The organism is Desulfuromonas thiophila, from assembly GCF_900101955.1.
Classification (GTDB): Bacteria; Desulfobacterota; Desulfuromonadia; order Desulfuromonadales; family Desulfuromonadaceae; genus Pseudodesulfuromonas; species Pseudodesulfuromonas thiophila.
Genome location: NZ_FNAQ01000007.1, coordinates 62,323 through 82,390, shown reverse-complemented (window position 1 = coordinate 82,390; position 20,068 = coordinate 62,323). Strand labels below are relative to the sequence as shown.

Sequence of the window (20,068 nt, the reverse complement as noted above, 5' to 3'; positions counted from 1 at the left end):
CGGTGCTGGTGGCCCTACCCCTGTGGGAGCGACTTGCAGCCGCGATGGCAAGTGCAGGGAATATCGCGGTTACAAACCGCTCCTACAACTGATTGCCATGGGCTGGTGCAAGGATTGTCGCAGTTGCAAAGTGCCACCACAACCATGAAAAACCACTGCTGCTAAAACCACCTGGGCTGGTGATTCTGGCCCTGTGGGAGCGGCTTGCAGCCGCGATGGCAAGTGCAGGGAATATCGCGATTAAAACCGCTGCCACATAAACAATACAAAAAAAAACAATCGCGGCTGCAAGCCGCTCCCACAATGGTTGCGATGGCTGGTTCAGGTTATTGATGAAAAGAACGGCCCGGCTTCGCTGGAAGCCGGGCCGCTTTACCCCTGCTGAAAGGCAGGGAATCTTATTAAGTAAAATTAGTCAGGCATGGCTGTCGCAGAGAAATTGTCGTAATCAATTGAAAATCCGGTTACCAGACCGACAACCTGAATTTCGTTGCCCAGATCAGCATCGTCTGTCCCTACATTGTGGAAGATACCGAACCAGTATTGATCGGTACTTTCGTCGTCATCCATGTCAGCGGCCTTGACGCTGAACAGCATTTCCTCGCTATCGGCCAGCGAAGACAGGTCGAAGGCTGAAGCCAGGGCAACGGCAATATTGTCCGTCAGATCACCCGTGGTGGTGACTGTCGAATTGTTCACCACCAGCAAGCCGGCGGTATTGGCAATGGCAGCATTGGCATCAAGGTTGGCCGCAGTAGCCGACTGTACGGTGCCATCGAGGTCACGAGAGCCCGTAAAGAGAAGGTTCCGGAAATCAATGACATCATTATTTGTAACAAAATTCACCAGGGTATCGTAGCCGGTATCGGCGCCATAGGCGGGAGAATCCGCTGCGGTCTGCCACCCTGCTGCGTCCGTAACGCTATACCGAACGATATCGTTATCCTCATCACTGCCAAGATCGACGTAATCCGCGCCGGCACCGGTGATGATGGTGTCACCCCCCTCACCGGCGTAGATTTCATCGGCCACATCGCCACCGGTGAGGGTGTCAGCATCACCAAAACCGTAGATGTAGTTGGCTTCAGCCTCCTGCCCTGTCAGCACATCCTCGCCTGAAGTGCCGAAGTAATAATTGTAATCCGTTTCGGCCCCACCCACGATCAGTTGCGGTTGCGCCGGATCGGCCGCAACCAGCAGCCCGACATCCTCGAGCCAGGCGCTGAAGGCCGCCTGCTGAGCCGCGTCCGTCAAGGGTTCTCCCGCTGCATTGGTGATGACGAGGTTATGCGCTGAACTGCCCATCAGGGTCAGAGAGGTCATCTGCGCCAGTTGATCCTGCGTCAGGGTCAGGGTTGAGTAGGTAAACGCGCTATAGCTGCCGGTAATGGTGACACCGCTGAGGTCTACGGTACCGAAGGCATGCAGTTCATCGTTGCCGCTGGCATCGAAGGTCAGGCTACCGCCGGTAGCAACATCGCTGGTGGTGTAGCTATTATCAAGCCCAGGGTTATAGCCCAGCAGGGTCGTCAGGGTACTGTTGATGGTAGCCAGTTTCGTAACATCCGCCGTGCTGAGATCACCCACCACGATCAGTTGATCGACGGCATCAACGGTTTCCCCAGCGCCCGTCATGCTATCAGCACCGGCACCACCCCAGAGGACATCCGCACCTTCACCGCCATCAAGGGTATCGTCGCCGCTGCCGCCTTCGAGAATGTCGTTGCCGGCGCCGCCGAACAGGTCGTCATCGCCACTGGCACCATCCATCACATCAGCACCGCCAAAGCCGTAGATATAGTCGTCCGCGGCCGTACCGGCAAGGGCCGAACCGGCATTGTCGTTCGAACCGGTGCCAAGGATGACACTGTGGGTGTTGACATCATCGAAATTACCGGCCAGGTCCGACACCCGCAGGGTGGCATAGGTGGGAGCGGACTGGGCGGCAACCGTCAGGGTTGTCGGAGTGGCGGCAGCCATGCCGGTGATGCTGGTTGAAGCGATCAGATCATAGGTTGCGGTCTGGTACAGGCCCAGCCAGCCATCCTCGTCCGAAGTGGCGCCGACCGTGGTGGCCGTGGCGGTGAAGTTCGAGGCCGTGGGGTCGGTTGTATCCGGCACATCAAGGGCCGTCACCACAAACAGGCCGGGGCTGGCCACCTCGACATCGGCGACACCGGCCAGCAGCACCGTGGCGCTGCTTCCCGTAAAGCTGTTCCAGTAGGTAAGGGTATTGGTCGCATCCTCCCAATGCCATTTACCAGCCTCATCGACCGCGCCGCTTTCGACTTCATAATACAGCTGCGGAGCGGCGCCATCGAGGATGTTGAGGCTGACCCGGTCGTCCACCGCCATGTCGGTAATGATGGCGTAGGCGTAGGAATAGCTGTCGTCCAATGTCATCTCGAAGGTATCCTGGGCATCGGTCGCCGCAATCTCATCGGCGATGGCGTCGGCCTGCCAGGTGATTTTGTCATCCATGGTCGCCAGCACCGTGGTGAGCAGCTGACGCTGATCATCCGTGAGGATGACCGTCTGACCGTTGGTATCCGTGGTCAGGTCGAGCACCTCGATGTTGGCAATGGTGTCATCCGACAGATCGACGCTGGTGATGCCGGTAATGCGCAGGGTATCGGTGGAAGCCGCATCACCGCCATCGTAGGTTTCGCCCACGGCATCATCGCTGGTGGCGGTGATCAACAGGAGGTCCGCCCCTTCGCCACCGTTAAGCGAATCGATACCGGCGCCGCCAGTGAGGGTATCGGCGCCATCGCCACCCAGAAGGGTGTCATCAAGGGCAGAGCCCACCAGCACCGAAGCCGCGGTATTGGCACTGGCATCGAGGGTGAAACCGTTGGCGCCGTTGACCACGGCGGACAGATCGACATCGACATCCTCGTCAACCGTCAGGATGGCGACACCGTCGTTGCGGGTAGCCGCGGTGGCGTTAAAGTCATCGCTCACCGTGGCATTGGCCGTCGCGCCGGCCGAAACCACCAGCACGTCGGCACCGACTAAAGCATTACCCAGGTCATCGATGATATCGCTGCCGGCATCGACATTGAAGGTATCTTCGCCGCTGCCGCCAAAGAGCAGATCATCGCCGGCACCGCCGGTGAGCACATCATCATCCTCGCCGCCGATGAGCCAGTCGTCAAAGGCGGAACCGATGAGGGTCGAAGCGAGCAGATTGCCCTCGCCAAAAACGCCTCCGGCAGCAACAACGAAACCATAGGTGCCTTCAGTCACGGCCGAGAGGTCGACGTCTACCCCATTGCCAACCTCCAGCCAGGCAGCCGGCATACCAATTAAGGGGTTGCCCGCTTCTGTAATAACGCTGTCATTGCGGGTGGCGCTGGTGGCGGTGAAATCGGCCGTCACGTCCGCCGTTGCGAAGGCCCCGGCGCTGACCACCAGCACGTCATTGCCGGACAGGTCGTAGATATGGTCATGGCCGAGATCGACGTTGAAGGTGTCGTTGCCGGCACCGCCGGTGTAATAATCCGTCGCAATGTTGAGTGAATCTCCGCCGGTGAAGATATCGTCGCCGTCACCACCGATAAGAGTGTCGTCGCCAGCGCCGCCGGTGATGATGAAACGGCCGTCGGTTTCCGCGCTGCCGTTAAAGAACAGACCACTAGTGGCACTGAATGCCGAGGCATCGACTTCGAGGGTCGCCCCGGCGGCAACCAGATCATCGAGCGTAGTGATGTAGGTCGCTCCCGAACCCGGGTCACCCAGGGTAATCAATTCAACATTGGTGACCTGATCAAGGGCATCGTCATCGCCGCTGTCTGCGCTTGCATAGGTAAAGGTTAACTCATCATAGCCGGCGCCGCCATCGATGGTGTCAAGAGACGTGAGGTTGGCACCCATGATGATGGTGTCGTCGCCACTGCCGGCAGCGATGGTATCATCACCCGAACCCGCAGTGATCAGATCGTCGCCGCCTCCGGCCTGGATGTTGTTGTCCGAGGCATCGCCTGTCAGGCTATCGGCGTAGTCACTGCCGATGATGTTTTCGAAAGCACTAAAGGCATCAGAGCCATCGGACAGATCGATGGTGACACCGGCAAGTGCGCCGGAGGCATCGAGGATGTCAGATGTGCCATCGCCACCATCCACTTCCTCATCATTCGCATCGTAGATAATCCGATTGCCGTTTTCACTTGTTCCGCCATCAATGGTGTCGGCGCCGGCTCCGCCATCGATAATATCGTCACCGGCTCCGCCAGTGATATTGTCCGCACCGTCAGCGGTGGTGATGATATCGGCAAAAGTGGAACCGGTGACGGTGAAGTCGATGCCATCGTGTCCGTGAAGATCCAGCACGACATCTCCGGCGTTAGTAACAGCACTTTCCTCAGCACCTGTAATACCGGACAGATTAATATTCTCCACCGCCAGACCGCTGAAGTCATGGTCATTGTCTTCCTGGTCTATCAGATACAGCGTTCCCGCCCCGGTGATGGACAGACCGTCGGCCTGGGCGCAGGTGAGGATGAGGCTGTTGCCCTCGGTGATTTCGATGACGCCCAGGGCGCTGAAGTCGAAATCATCCAGAGCTGAAAAATCAACATCTCCCTCGATGGTCAGATCGACATTTTCCAGGAGGAGACTACCACCTTGGAAAACAACACCATCGGTAATGGTCAGGTGAAGATTATCGCCCGTACCAATGAAGGACCAGGAGCCACCTTCTGCCAGGGTGGGGCCGCCGGGCTGGCCGTTAGCCGGATAACCCAGTTGCAGGTAGACCTGGCCACCACCAGCGGTCAGGATGAAGCTGGTACCATCGATAGCGTCGATGACCCCCAGATTGACGGTGCCGGTGGAGGTGCCATCGGTGTTGATGTTGATAGCGCTCAACTCGGCGCCGGAAACACCCGGCTTGGTGTCATCACCGGCGGTGCCCAGCAGCACCGTACCCATGGTGTTGATGGTGAGGGTTTCGGTATCGCCCAAGGCCGCGCCGGGGCTGGTGCCGGGCGCGGTGACGGTACCGGTGCCATTGTGCACCAGGGTTACCCCGGTGATATGTTCATCATCGGAATTGACCGAGCCAATGGTGACATCGGCATCGCCATTGACCGTGATAGTGGCCACCACGGTTTCATCGTGCAGCACATTGGAGCGGGTGAGATAACTCAGCTCCAACTCGCCGGTGATGACCAGATCGTGATCGGCATTGATGATGATGTTGTAGAGATTGTTTTCTTCAGCGACCAGAGTGCCGTCGACAGTATTGTTAAATACGAAGTCTCCAACAACCAGTCCACCACTGAGATTCATCTCGTTAATAGCAGCAGTTGCGGCACTGACGACTGTCAAATCACCCAAGTCGTCTGCTCCACCATCTACTGAATCATCGTAGTCACCAGCAATCTTATAGGTAAACTCGACTACCCCACCGCCTACGTCCTCCGCAGTCCAGTTGTCGTAACTTGCCGACTCCAATTTAGCAGCGATATCCGCAGCGGTATCACCCGCATCCAAAACAATGAAAGCTCCGTCAAAAGCAATGGACTCTTCGGTGGCCAGCGGCGACGCGCTCAGGGTAATCGTCAATTGCCAGGTTTCAGCACGAGACTCGCTGAGGGCGCCATCGGTTTCATCGTCGGCAAAGATGCTGCCGCTGATGACATTCGGATCGCTGCCGGAACCCTCGGAATTGATGGTCAAGGTTTTGAACAAACCGGGCAGTTTACCGCTATCGACCAGGGTATCCAGCGGATCTTTATCCTGCGGCAATTCCAGGTTGCCGGTCAGGACGGAGCCGCCTTGCAGGGTGAGGGTCAGGCTGCTGACCTCCTGAGCCGCCGCCAGTTCCATGAAGGCCAGGGAGGCATCGACGGTAGTGTCTTCGTCGATGACAATGAAGCGGTCGGTTGTATCCAGTGCGGCAGGATCGGCATAGCCCTCCAACAGCAGGGTTGCGGCATCCTTGAGGGTAATCACCAACGGGTCGCCATTGCTGGCCTGATCACGCAGACCGTCCAGAATCTCCTCAATGTTGGCCGGCAGGTTGGACAGACTGAATTCGTTGTAGAGATATTCGCTGACGAGCCAGATATTTTCAACATCGAAACCGCTGGCATCAAGCACCGCATCGCCATCCGTTGCATCGGCATGGGTGAAACCAAGGGTCAGAACGGTAGCGTCAAAGCTGCCGCCAGCCAGGCCACGGCCATCGGCCTGGGTTTCGCTGGAGAGGGTCAAGTTCTGCTCATCGGCCGAGAAAACGAGGCTGAAGGCCGTGGTGCTGGCGTCGAGCACGGCAGTCGGATCGAGAACGACGCTGGCGACTGTGGCATCCAGGGTAATGGTGCCGGCGTTGGCGACGACTGTGCTGAGATCGATATCAGCATTGTCGTTATCGAAATGGGTCAGGTTGAGGGTACCGGCGCCGCTGACCACACCTGTCGGCAATTGCTGGAACTGATCCGCTGTCATGACCAGGGTGGTGTCGGCTGGAATAACAATGTCCTGAATATCCGAAAGATCGGCGTTGGTATCGATCTGCACGATGCCATCGGTATCCTCGACCAGAAGCTGGGCAATGGTGACATCCGGCCCCAGCTCATCGGTCTGGATATCTTCACCGTTGTAGCCGGTAACAATGAGGGTTTCGTCGCCAGGATTGGTGCCGGAGAAGTCTTCTTCGCCTGTATCAAGCAGCTGGGCCGTCGTAAGAGTCAGCGCGACACCCTCTGCTAAGACTACAGCAAAATCACCGAAATCAGAATCAGTATCCAGCGTCACAGTGGCTGGTACATTAGCGGTCAGCGTGTCGGCGGCTATATCACTGAGATCAAAAAGATCCCCATCAATGCCATTGACGGTTACCGCAGTAGCATCGGCGTTATCATTAACGGTCAGCAGATGGGCATCATCGGCATCAAGGATCAGCTCAACGCCGTTGCTGTCCAGGTTGAAGATGGTTGAGCCGGAAACAAAATCGGCTGCAGCATCAATGGTCAGTGAATCAGCTGTGCCAGTATCGGAATCCGTCACATGGACTTCCATATTGCTGCCGAGATTGCCGGTAAAGGTTACGCTACCTTCGATATCAATGGTGGCCGTTTCCGTAGCAGCTACAACTGCAGACAGGTCTGCACCCAGAGTGAGTTCGAGGGCAGTCACATGGACGGCACCGTTATCTGCGGAATCCGTAATGGACAGGCCAGTGGCCTGTGCCGCTGTGAGGGTCAGAGCCACCGAGGTGGTGGCATCGTCCTGTAGTACAACATCAAAGGTTCCAAGATCGGTAGCGGCATCCAGCTCAGCAGTTTCCGGCACATAGGCGATCAAGACACCAACGCCAGTACCATCACCAATACCGGAAAGATCAGTGAATTCCTCTCCAAGATTATTCACTACGACGGCGCCTTCAACAGCAGTAGCACCTTCGATATCCTGGCCATTGGCCTGCACCGCGGTCAGTGTAACGGTCTGCACTGCTGCGGGTGCCGTTCCATAGAGTGCGGGGAAGATAATAGCACCGGCTACAGCACTTTCAACCAGAGTGATATTGAGTACATCCACATAGGTCAGATCAGCGGTTATCGCCGTATCCGCCGGCGCCACATCGTCATTGCCGTTATCATTCTCATCATCCAGCAACAGGGTACCGGCGCCATCGATATACTGGCCATCGATGACGGAAGCAGCGGACTGCAGCACCGCATCAAGGCCGACCGTGATGACGCGGGTTGCACCGGCGGCACCCAGGTCTGCGTCGCTATTGAGGGTGACGACGGAATCCACCGCGATAGAAACGTTGGCTGTGGCAATACCGGACAGATCGATATCGGAATCCGCCGCATCGGCGACTTGACCGAGATCTTCAACTTCAGTCGTGCCAGCACCTGTAGCTTCATGGTCATCGGCCTGATCAGCGGTGAGGATCAGGGTTGTACCGGCACCGACTTCGAAGACCGCATCGCCAACCTCCCCTTCGGTGATATCGAAGATACCATCACCGGCAATCTGGACGGTAGCCACACCCAAGTCACCGGTAAACACTACCGGCGTACCATTTACGGTGCTGACTTCGGCAACAACGGTGCCAGTGTCGCCATCGCTGGTCATAATGCCGGACAGATCAGCGTCCGGGGTCAACTCGAGGTGTTCAATCACAACACCGCCAGCACCAGTAACGGTCAGGCCACTGGCATCCTCGGCCAGAAGGGTCAGGCTGGAGCCGGCCGGAACCTCAATGGTGGTATCGGTCAGGCTCAGTTCGGCAAGGGTGGTGAAGTCGATGGCGCCAGTGAGGGTCAGAGCGACGTTATTGAAGCTGAGGGTTCCCTCGCCCAAGGTGATGCTGTCATCCAGGGTGATGTTCAACACGCCGGTAGAACCGGAATTATCGAACAGCCAAGCGCCATTTTCGGAAATTTCCAGCGTGTAGGCACTGTCGTCATCCATCAGAACAGCGCTGACACTGCCGCTGTTGCCAGTGGCATCGAGGGTGAAAGCAAGACTATCAAGCTGGGCCAGCACGCCCAGATCGACATCGCCGCTGCCGTCAACGTCGATCAGGCTCAGTTCATTGCTGGCGACGCCGGGTTTGGTCAAAACACCTGCGGTGCCCAGGATTACATCGCCGGTGGCGTCGATAGACAGAGTCTCGGTGCCGGAGAGGGTTGCCAAGGTGGCATTATCGACCGAAGCCGCCGGGCTGGCGCCAGTGATGGTCAGTGTGCCCGGCCCTTCATTGACGATGCTAAGGCTGATGATCTCAGGATCGGAGGTATCCAGCGAAGCGATGGTGGTGGTATTGGCACCGCGCACGGTGAGGGTGGCGGCAGAGTCGGACCCATCGGCATCAAAGGTGATGGTGCCGACCGTCAGATCGGCGCCGGCGCCAAGAGAACCATCACCCTCGACGGAGAGCGCACCGGTATCAAGGGTGACATCGAGCAGATCGAAGGTTGCTGACCCGGAATCGTTAATACTGATGCCGCCAATGGTATTGAGGTTGGCTGGCTGCTGATGTTCGCCGGTTTCGTCCGTGCCATCATTGTCATTGACATACTGCTCACTGGCCAACGGGTTATCGGTGTGCAGCGCCCGGCGCGACTCGATGGTGAGCCCTTCGAAACTGATCGCGGCAGGGTCATAAGTGCCATCCGTGGTATTACCCAGTTCCAGATCACCCAACGCAACCTCGCCGCCCAGACGCAGGGTCAGGGTTTCGAGGTGTTCGCCCAGATCACTGTCGCTGAACACCACACCGCTGGTTGCCAGATCGGTAAAGGCCACAAACTCGACCGTGCGGTGTACCTCGGAGGAAAGCAACAAAATATCCAACTGGGTCAGGCTGGAAAACTCGACTCGAACGATGCTTTCGGGCAGCGTGGTGTAGAGATCCTCAATGCTGCCCAAAGCTGCCAGTACCGGATTGATCCACAACCGACCGAGGTTGTCGGCATAGTCTACGGTTTCCACCTTGTCTGCAACGGATTCGAACAGCCAGACCACATTGGTGCTGTTGGTGCTGTCGCTGTCGCCTTCAGCGCCCACAACAAGAACAGCCCGCTCGGCCTGTTCCTGAGTCTGGAAGCGGATGGTCTGGCCGGAGAGATCGTCATTATCGATACTTTGGGCCGTCAGCGTGATGGAGAACGCACCCAGATCGGTGTTTGCATCAAGCGTGACATCGGTGTCGGCCAGGGTGGCGGTACCAGCGATATCCGCCTGGATGTGGCTGAAATCGTACTCTGCGGTACCGAGTTCGACAATATTGACAACTGCCGTCGAATCCATACCGTTTTCACCGATGAGGGTCAGACCCGCATCATTGATTGCATCGGCCTGGGCAGCGGTCAGCGTAAGGATGACATCGTCTTCCACAATGATCTGGTTATCTGCCGGAGTACCGGAACCCGCCAGCGTCAGAAGCAGATCACTCAGGTCGGTATCGGCCGTGATCCGTAATTGGGTATTGGCGCCAAGATCAATGTTAAGTTTGCCGCCCAGCCAGTCGGTAGCGCCCAGTTCAAGAACGCTGCCCGCCGCGGCAGTGGCAAAATTGAAGGTCCAGCCGTTCTGGTCAACGCTTGTATCCAGGCTGTCACCGACAAGTTTCAGCGTGGTGACTCCGGTGCCAGCGGTAAAGATGAAATCAGCCGAGTCAATATCGCGGATTTCGCCCAGATTCAGGTTGCCGGAAAGAGCGGCAGCATTGAGCACCGACAAACCGCTGGCCGTAATGCCCCAACCACCGTCCTCGGTTCCCAGATCGATATTGCCTGTCCCCTTGAGCGTGAGGGTTTCCAGATTGCCGACGGTATCGGTAGTGTAGGTACCATCCGAATCTCCATCGAACAGCGAGGGCGAGGAACCGGTCAGTGTCAGGGAGCCGCTACCCTGGTGGTCAATGGTAAAGCTCGTCAGTTCATCATCGGAAATGTCGAGCTGCTGGATGGTAATATTCTCCGTACCGATAATCACCAGTGCTGCCGTTGGAAAGTCCTCAGCATCAACAGAGCTGAACACGATATCCCCATCGATGACCAAATTCTGTTCTGCAATAATGAAAACATCGCGCAGATTATTCTCGATCATGCCGGCATCCGGACCAGGTTGCGCAGTAATATCCCCATCGATCCGGTTGGCAGCGGTTCCCGAAGACAAAATGGAAAGCTTCTGGAAGTATTGAGGGATCAGACCATCACTTGCTTCAACAGTAGAAAGGTAGACGCTGCCGTCGATTTCCGCACCACCCTGCAGGGTAATGGCAAGATTACGCACCGCCGTGTCCCCTCCCAGATCGTTCACCACGACAAAGCCCGGCACCGTGACGCCTGGCTCGACAACCAGGATTCGATCGGTGGAACTGACAAAGCCGAGACTTTCCGGTGAATGATACAGGCTGAGTGTGATTTCACTATCCAGATCCTGCAATATCTGTTCGATATTGCGGCCGTCGACGAAGGTGTTCAGTGCCTTGAGGGTATCGATATTGTAACCGGACGCGTCGATATAATCGACGTAACCCTTAACAACGTCATCGAACATAAAGACTACCGTGGAACCGACAGGACCGTTCACCACCAGACCATCGGCCTGGGAAGCATTATCAAGACCCAACGTTTGATCTGTTGCAACATAAACCTCAAGATTACTCAAATCACCCAGAAGACTGTTATCAGCAAGATTCACATCTTCACTTAAGGTGAGTGTGATCGCTCCCGCTTCAATGCCGGTCAAATTAAACCCGCCTTCGGCGTCGATATCGGCCTGGGTCAGGCCGGTGATGTTGACCATACCGCCGCCGCTGATGGTGCCAGCACCTTCGAGTTGCTGGAACTGGGCAGCGCTGATGGTCAGGCTTGAGCCTTGCGGCACGATGATTTCGTCGACGCCGGTAAAATCGCTGGCGGCAGAGAAGGTCAGATTCCCCTGGATGGTAAGACTGGCCACATTGATACCAGGTGCCAAGAGGCTGGCGTCAAAGACACCGCTAACCACAGAGAGCAGGTGCAGATCGGCTGCGGCCCCCTGCAGGCTGAAATCGGCGCCGCCAATGGCGTTGTACTGGCCCTGGGTCAGGGTCAGTTCAGCGCCCTCATTGAGAACCACAGCGTCAATGTTGCTCAGGCTGTCGTCGGACAGATTGAGGCTGCCGCTGAGGTTCAGTATGGTGGTGCCGGTGGCGCTGCCGGTGATGCTGAGGTGGTCGCTGGCGTCGACGGTGGCGAGGGACGACAGGCCGATTTCAAGGCTGCCGGCGCCGGTGTGGGTGACGCTGAGAGCGTCAACTTCGTCATCGTCGGTGTCGAGATCGCCAATGGTGACGCTGACGCCGGCGGCGGTGTCGATGATCAGTTCGGCCTCGGCGCCGTCGGCACGGGAACTGAAGTCGATGCCGGCGAGGCTCAGATCCTGCGTGGCATAGATTTCGATTTCGAGCAGGTTGTTTTCAACGCCGTCACTGACATAGACGCCACTGCCGGTGATGACGTCTTCAATGGCGTTGGCTTCGTCACCGCTGGAATTGATGATCAGCTTCTGGAAATAGGCCGGGTTATAGGGCTGGCCGTCGGCGTTGACGCCGTGGTTGATGGCGGCGATGTCTACTGCGCCCTCAATGACGGCGTTACCGGCAAGATTGAGGGTCAGCTGCGAGATTTCATGACCAGCGCTCAGTTGGCTGAACGCCAGGTTGACGTTGTCAATGGTGGTATCGGCGTTGACGGTGAAACTGCGAATCGTGGTGGTAATCGCTGCCGGATCGACAGCGAGTTGACCAACAGAGAAAACATGCACATCGACCTGGTTAAGGCCATCAAGCAGATTCTCGATATTGGTGGTGCCATTGGCGGCAGAGTTTTCAATGAGCAGGTCGAGAACTTCGACACGGCTGACACTATAACCGGAAGCATCGAGCTGACCATCGCTGGTGGCGGCAAAGCCCAGCACGGCAACACTGCCGGTGGCACCGTTAATAACGCGGCCGTCGGCCTGAACCTCGTTGGACAGGGTGATGCTCTGATCGGCCGCCAGCACAATCGAGAAACTCGCCAGATCGGTCAAATCATAGTTGACGCTGTCAATGCGCAGGATAACGTCTTCCGCCAGGCTCAGGGTGCCGTTGACGGCACTGATAGCACTGAGGTCGAAGCCACCAACGGCATCGATGTCGGCCTGGGTCAGGCCGGTGATGTTGACGGTGCCAGCGCCGCTGAGGGTGCCGACGCCGTCGAGCTGCTGGAACTGGGCAGCGCTTAGGGTCAGGCTGCTACCTTGCGGCACGATGATTTCATCAACGCCGGTCAGATTGGTGGCAGAGGTAAAAATGACATTGCCGCTGAGGGTGAGGCTGGCGATGTTGACGCCGCTGCCAATGAGGCTGGCGTCGATGTCGCCGCTGACGCCAACCAGCTGCAACTCGGCGCTGCCGCTGCTGCTGATGGCGCTGCCGCCGATGGCGTTGTACTGGGTCTGGCTCAGGGTCAACTCGGCGCCGTCGGCCAGGTTGACGGCGGCGATGTTGCTCAGGCTGTCGTCGGACAGATCGAGGCTGCCGCTGATGTTCAGTATGGTGGTGCCTTCTGCGCTGCCGGTGATGCTCAGGTTGTCGCTGGCGTCGACGGTGGCGAGGGACGACAGGCCGATTTCGAGGCTGCCGGCGCCGGTGTGGGTGACGCTGAGGGCGTCGACTTGGTCATCGTCGGTGTCGAGATCGCCAATACTGACGCTGACGCCGGCGGCGGTGTCGATGGTCAGTTCGGCCTCGGCGCCGTCGGTGCGGGAGCTGAAGTCGATGCCGGCGAGGCTCAGGTCTTGCGTGGCGTTGATTTCGACGTTCAGCAGGTTGTTTTCGACGCCGCCGCTGACGTAGGCACCGCTGCCGGTGATGACGCCTTCGATGGCGTTGGCGGCTTCGCCTGCCGAGTTGATGATCAAGGTCTGGAAGTAGGCCGGATCATAGGGCTGGCCGTCGGCGTTGACGCCGTGATTGATGGCGGCGATGTCAACGGCGCCCTCGATGATGGCGTTGCCGGCGAGGGTCAGGGTCAGCTGGGAAATCTCCTGCCCGGCGGTCATCTGGCTGAAGGCCAGGTTGACGTTATCGATGGTGGTGTCGGCGTTGACGGTGAAATCACGTTCGGTAGCGTAAACGGCTGCCGGATCGACGGCGAGCTGACCAACAGAGAAAACATGCACAGCTGTGGCGCTATCAACACCAAGCAGCAAGTCTTCAACATTGGTGGTGCCATTCTGGGCGGCATTCTCGATGAGACGATCAAGCACCTCGATACGGGCAACGCTGTAGTCATGCAAGTCAAGACGGTCATCACTGGTGGCGGCAAAACCGAGCACGGCGGTGCTGCCCGCTGCGCCATTGATGGTGCGGCCGTCGGCCTGGGCTTCGTTGGACAGCGTGATGCTCTGATCGACCGCCAGCACGATGGAGAAACTGGCCAAATCGGTCAGGTCGTAGGCCAGGCTGTTGACACGCAGAAGCACGTTATCCGCATCGGCGGCCAGGCTTAAGGTGCCGTTGACGGCGCTGACGCCACTGAGGTCGAAACCGCCGGCGGTGTCGATGTCGGCCTGGGTCAGACCGGTGATGTTGACGGTGCCGCCGCCGCTGATGGTGCCGCTGCCGTCAAGTTGCTGATACTGGGCGGCGCTTAAGGTCAGGCTGCTGCCTTGCGGCACGATGATCTCGTCGACGCCGGTCAGATCGGTTGCGGCATCGAGAACGGTCGCGCCCGGCGCGAGGGTAATGCTGGCAATGTTGAGTCCGGCAGGTACCGTCGTTGCATCGAACGCTGTGCTGTCGACGGCGACAACGTGCAGTTGAGCCGCGTCTTCAACCTGCAGATCGCCTGCCAGTGCGCTGAACTGGGCCTGGTTGAGCGTCAACGAGGCACCGGTGGAAAGCGTGATCTGCTCAACAGCGGCCAGGTTGGCAGCGGCCAGGTCGAGATTACCGACAAGAGTCAATTCGATGTTGCCACCGGTGAAGCTGAGGGCATCGGTCGCATCAATCTGCGCGCCATCAAGGGTCAGGCTCAGGGTACCGACGCCTGTATTGGCGACGGTAAGACCGACAACATCGGCATCGGAGGTATCCACCCCACCGAGGGTAACATCGCCGCTGCCGGTAACGGTCAGACTGACGATGGCGGCATCGTCGTCATTGGCGGTAACCGCGTCATTGCCCGTGACGGAATTGAAAACAAGACTTCCGCGCAGAATAAAATCCTGGGCGGCATTGATGACGACCGTCTTGAGATTATTTTCCGCCGTGCCCGCGCCCAGCGCCAGCGGGCTGATATCACCGCTAATGACGTTGGCCGTTGTGCCGCTGAGCAGATTTTCCGCCGTGCCGGTGGAAACAATGGTCAGGGTTTTGAAGTGCTGCGGGATCAGGTTGGTGGCCTTATCCGTCGTGGCCAGGTTCAGATCACCGGAAATCTCGGTGCCGCCCTGCAGGTTAAGCTGCAGGTTCAGGATCTCACTGTCATCGGTATACGGGTTAAACGCGGTGAAGCCGGGAATCGTCGTTCCTTCCTCCAGCGTCACGACGCGATCGACACCATCGACAAAGCCCAGATCGTTGTAAACCTGTATCTGTACGGTGGCCGGCAGGTTGCTGAACAACTGCTCGACATCGCAATCATCGATGAGGACATTCAGCACGCGCAAGGTCGCAACATTGAACCCTGCGGCGTCAATTGCAGCAAGAGCGCCGGCATCGGTATCGGTAAACGCCAGGACACTGCCGGTGCCGCCGCTGATGGTCAGACCATCCGCCTGGGCGATATCGCCCAGGGTCAGGGTCAGGTCGTCTCCAAGGTTGACAATGCTGGCATTGCCCAGCATATCCGCAGCCGACAGGCTGACATCTTCAGACAGAGTCAGACTGACAGCAGTCGTACTGATCCCGCTAAGATCGAAACCAGCGGCAACATCGGCCTGGGTCAGACCGGTGATGTTGACGCTGTAATCCGTTGTGCCGGCCACGCCCTGGATGGCACCGGCATCGGTCAGCTGCTGATACTGGGCCGCTGTAAGGTTGAGGACAGTTCCAGCCGGAACGTTCAGGGTAGCAATACCGCTGAGATCGGTTGCCGGGTCAAGGGTCACAACCGGTTCGGAAGCGATGGTCATGACGGAAACCGCAATGCCGGAAGCAAACGCTGCCAGGCTGAAGGCTTCGCCATCGAGACCATAGAGATTCAGGGTCGCCTGCGCGGCGTCATCGGCCAAAGCAATACGGTCGGCGCCAAGAGCATCCAGCTGGGCTACGGTCAACTGCAGGGTCGCGCCTTCATCAAGGACGATGGCGGCAATGGAAACCAGGCTGGCAGCGCTGAGATCAACCTGATCGTTTTCCTGGCTGGCGTCGTCAGCAATCATCAGGGTCAGGCCGCCAATACCGCCATCAAGGCTGGTCTGCTCACCGGCGACAACATCCGCCAAGGTCAGGCTGGATCCTCCAGTGGAGCCGATAAAACTGAAATCCGCCGCCGGATTGACAATGGCGGCATTGAAGGTGCCGGCAACATCGGCGGCATCAATATTCGTCAGACCCGAAGGCAGGACCCCCTCAATGCTGACAGCGCCATCGGCATCGATATCGAGCGTTGTGGCATCCTCGGCCACCAGACTCCTGAGAGTAACTGCCGGACCTTCAGCATCGAGGCTGAGGGTTTTGGCATTTTCAATACGGATACCTTCAATCAGCAACGGACGGTCATCGCCCTCAACCGAGTGGGTCAGGCCAACCACGGCCACAGCACCCGGCCATTCGTAGTTGGCCACCAGTTGTCCGACGTTGGCGGTTCCGGTGGGACCATCGGCCTTGGCCGTGCCACCCCCTTGCAATTCAAAGGCCAGCCCCCAAGCGGCGTCCTGCACCACCAAGGTGTCATTGTAATTGCCGCGCAGAGCGATAACGTCCAGATCTTCCGTGCTGTCACACAGCTTGATGGTGGCCGTGTTACCGGTACTGCCTGGAGCTGTCGGGCCGTCGATCTGTGTCACCACATAACGGGTTACACCTTTGGAAACGAGACTGCCGGCATCCGCTTCATCAAAACCAAGGCCATCGTCCGCGACATCGGCCGCAAGCTGAATCAAAACCTCGGTTTCGTAGCCGTTGGCGCTGTTGCCGTAAATCGCTCCACCCTGGGCCAGTTGCTCGAAGTGATCGATGGTCATACCCGAGACAACGCCCTGCAGTTCAGAGAAATCAATGGTGAACGGATTAACGGAGGCACCCTGGAGCTGACCCAGTTGGATCGGACCGGTGAAATGAATATCACGCTCGCCAGTGATTTCCAGATTGGTGTGCCAGGAGGTGACGCCATCGTCGGTAACGCTGTTCGTCCCACTACCGGTATTGATCCGGAAAACGGTCTGTACCGGCACATCAACCGGGCGGTCGTAGCCCTTGATTTCATTGCCGTTTTCATCGTAGGTGGTGCCAGCAGTAAAGCTGACATTGAACCACTGGCCCTCCTGCATAAAGTCGTCGGACAGGGAGCCGCCATAGTAGATGGTACCGTCGATATTGGTTCTGACGGTATCGCTGGTATTGAACGGATCAAAGGCATCGTCTGCCCCGGTAATGACGACCTTGCCATTGCCCAGATCGGTGTCATGATCCTGCGCCAACGCAATACCCGCAGGAGCGACCTTGGTATGCAGTTGCTCAGCGGTCATTTCCAGGGTAACGCCATCCTGGATTTCCAGCTGCAGATCGATGTTGCGCGGCAGGCTGTCAACGCCCAGGGCCGTCAGCGAGGTGGACTCGGTGACGATAATCTTGATCTGAGCATAGGTACTGAATACGGAACCCACAACGTCGAAGTTTTCCGCGCCAATAGCGACAAACTGGTCAGAGGTGAGGGTCAAAACCGGAGCTACGGCGTAATTTTCAACATCGGCGTTGATCGACGAACTGATGTCGTAATTCAGCTCGACGCCCTGAATGCCGGACAGTTCCACTGCCTGCAGGTCGCTGGGATTTTCTACCAGCAGCCTGATGTTCTCACCGCTGATACTGGAGCCTGAGAGCGCGGTGACGCCATTGAGTTCGATGCTGCTGTTGCCCGCGCCCAGCTGGATATCCAGCAGGGCGCCATCGACGGCGAGGGAGCCGGGCACTGCAGCTGTCCCCGAAACTTCAATCGCATTGTCACCCGCACCTGCCGTAATACTGATCTGCTGCGCCGTGACAGCAATGGCGTTATCGCCATCACCGGCACTGACGGCCACTTCATCGGCCCGGACAGCGATACTGTTGTCACCAGCGCCGACCAGAATACTGTAGGTCAGGCCACTGCCGTCGAGCTGGATTTTATTGGCACCATCGCCAAACGTGGCATTGAGGTTTTTACTGACCGAGCCTTCGATAAAATTATTGCCGTCGGCCGCAGTGATTACTGCCTGGTTGACGACCAATTCAACATTGTTGTTGCCATCGGCCAGGCTGATGCTGGCCTTTTGGGTGGTGACCTCGAAAACATCGTTACCGGCACCCGCCTGAATGGTCACAACCTCGTCGTTGTCGGCAAGGTTGTCATCCGTGGCCACCGCGCTGCTGGTATCAACACTGAAGCGGTCATCTCCCTGGGAGCCCAGGAAGGTTACGCTTTCGGGACCACTGAGATTCAGATTGACACCGGCGGTGTTGGCACTGGCATCGATGGTGACGGGATTTTCCCGGTGCAGACTTTCGCCCAGATCGCCGGCAATAAACAGGGTCGCATCGCCAGTAATGTTCAGGGTGCTGATCTGGCCACCCAGAAAACCGCTGGCCAGGGTATTGCCGCCACCAATGGACTGCAGATTAAGGGTATCGCCATTGTGGGCGACATTCAGGTCTGCTCCTGGCTGAAAATCGACATTGTCGAGCACCAGAGCAACACCGCTACCCAGCACGGAGCTGTAGTGCAGCGTCACATCGGCACTAAAACCTCCCTGGAGAATCGTCTGCAAAGGGATTTCGGCATTGTCATCCGGGATGCCGATGACCACCAGTCCGCCAAGTTCCGCAGAAGCACTTTCAGAGATCAGCAATTGCTGCAACTGCGAAGCGCTGCTCAGATCGATCAGACTGGCTTGGCCAGCGGTGGTGTTGGGCTGATTATCAATCCGGATTTCCTGGATATTGACCAGATCAACAGGCTGGGCATAAGCGCCATTGGCGGTTACCTGAAGGCTATTATAACCGCCACCACCATCGATACGGGCCTGATGCAGCAGATCCAGACTGGCGGCCAGAATTTCATCGTCTCCCGGCGTGGTGTAACCGAAAACAGCTGTGGAGCCGTTGTTTTCTGTCGGCGTCAACACCAGAGGCAAAGCGGCTGCGGAGGTGCCCTCCTCAATGATTTTTTCAAACAGGCGGGACTTGCCGTTCTCGTTAAACAGCAGATTGTTGAGAAAGCTGAAATACTGGGTTCCGAGGCAGCATTCCGCGCTGAGGGTGGTGCCGTCAGCGAAATGCATCAGCAGTGCGGCCTGTTCGTTATCAGTCAGATCAATTTCCAGAGAGTTCAGGTTGGCCAGACTGCTCTGGCCATCGGCATCAATCAAGCCAAGCTGCGCAAGTTCCATACCGGTAATACTGGTAAGAAAGTTCAGCAGTTCCTCGGCAGGAATCCCTTCCTCGCCGGCGCTGCCGGGAGTATAGCCCCAGTACAACGCCGTGGAGGCTGGCGTTCCTTCCGACTCGCTCTGGGTCAGGACAAAGCGGCGGCCCGCCGACAGCAGTGCATCGACCATAGCCTTGCCGGTTTCAGCGCCCTCTGCGGTCACCGCGTTGTTGATGCTGGTAAAATCCTCATAAACATCGGTAAACTGAGCGATTTTCTCAGCAGCGTAATTGGACACCTCGACCCGGTTGACAAACTGATCGTAAGCCGCCTTGGTCAGCGGGTCCGTCGAGTCGGCATATTGATAAACTGCATCGATCAGGGCTGTGACTACCTCTCCCTTGGTCGTTCCCGTGTTCAGCGCAGTAACCCAGAACGCGATCCCCGCAGGATCCTGCTCGATGGTTTTTCCTAGGGTATTGGCATAGATAAACTCGATAAAGGCCTGATTGTCATTGAGCGTATCACCAAAATACTCAGCGGCGGCATCCGTTCCCAGCATGGCATTGGCAGCTGAAAGCATCGAACTGCTCTGCTGCCAGAAGGCGTTGCCTTCACCTTCGGAGGCACGACCAAAAAGAGCAACATACAACTGCGAAACCTGGGTCTGGGTCAAAGCCATGAGACAACTCCTGTGTTTGGGGAAGACCAACTATACTTGTTTTGATTACATCACGTTTTCAAATTATCTTAAATAAAAACAAGAGCTTACAAGAATGAATAATCCTTTCGCGACTTCCTACCTGATGAGGCCCCTGCTTTTTCAAAGGCTAAATAACTGGCAGGTCTGCTGACAGACGGCTACAAACCCTTTAATCACTATCGGCTGATTTTTAGCAGGAATAACGCGACTGTCAAACAAGAATCTGTGGCTTTAATCTTTTTTTTTAACACATGAGCGAAATGGCTAATTTTAAAAACAAAAAACCCGCCTTTAGGGG

Annotated in this window: 1 protein-coding gene; it reads right to left on the bottom strand. The window is 57.3% G+C overall.

Features of this window, described 5'->3' with window-relative positions; all coding sequences use genetic code 11:
• Positions 1-411: 411 nt before the first annotated feature.
• A complete protein-coding gene (locus BLR80_RS07720) occupies positions 412-19,749 on the bottom strand; it encodes a calcium-binding protein (protein ID WP_092078219.1) in 19,338 nt (6,445 codons plus the stop codon).
• Between the last annotated feature and the right edge of the window lie 319 nt (positions 19,750-20,068).

Coding starts and splice junctions, on each gene's coding strand:
- BLR80_RS07720 (WP_092078219.1), bottom strand. CDS start 19,749: ATGGCTTTGACCCAGACCCAGGTTTCGCAGTTGTATGTTGCTCTTTTT.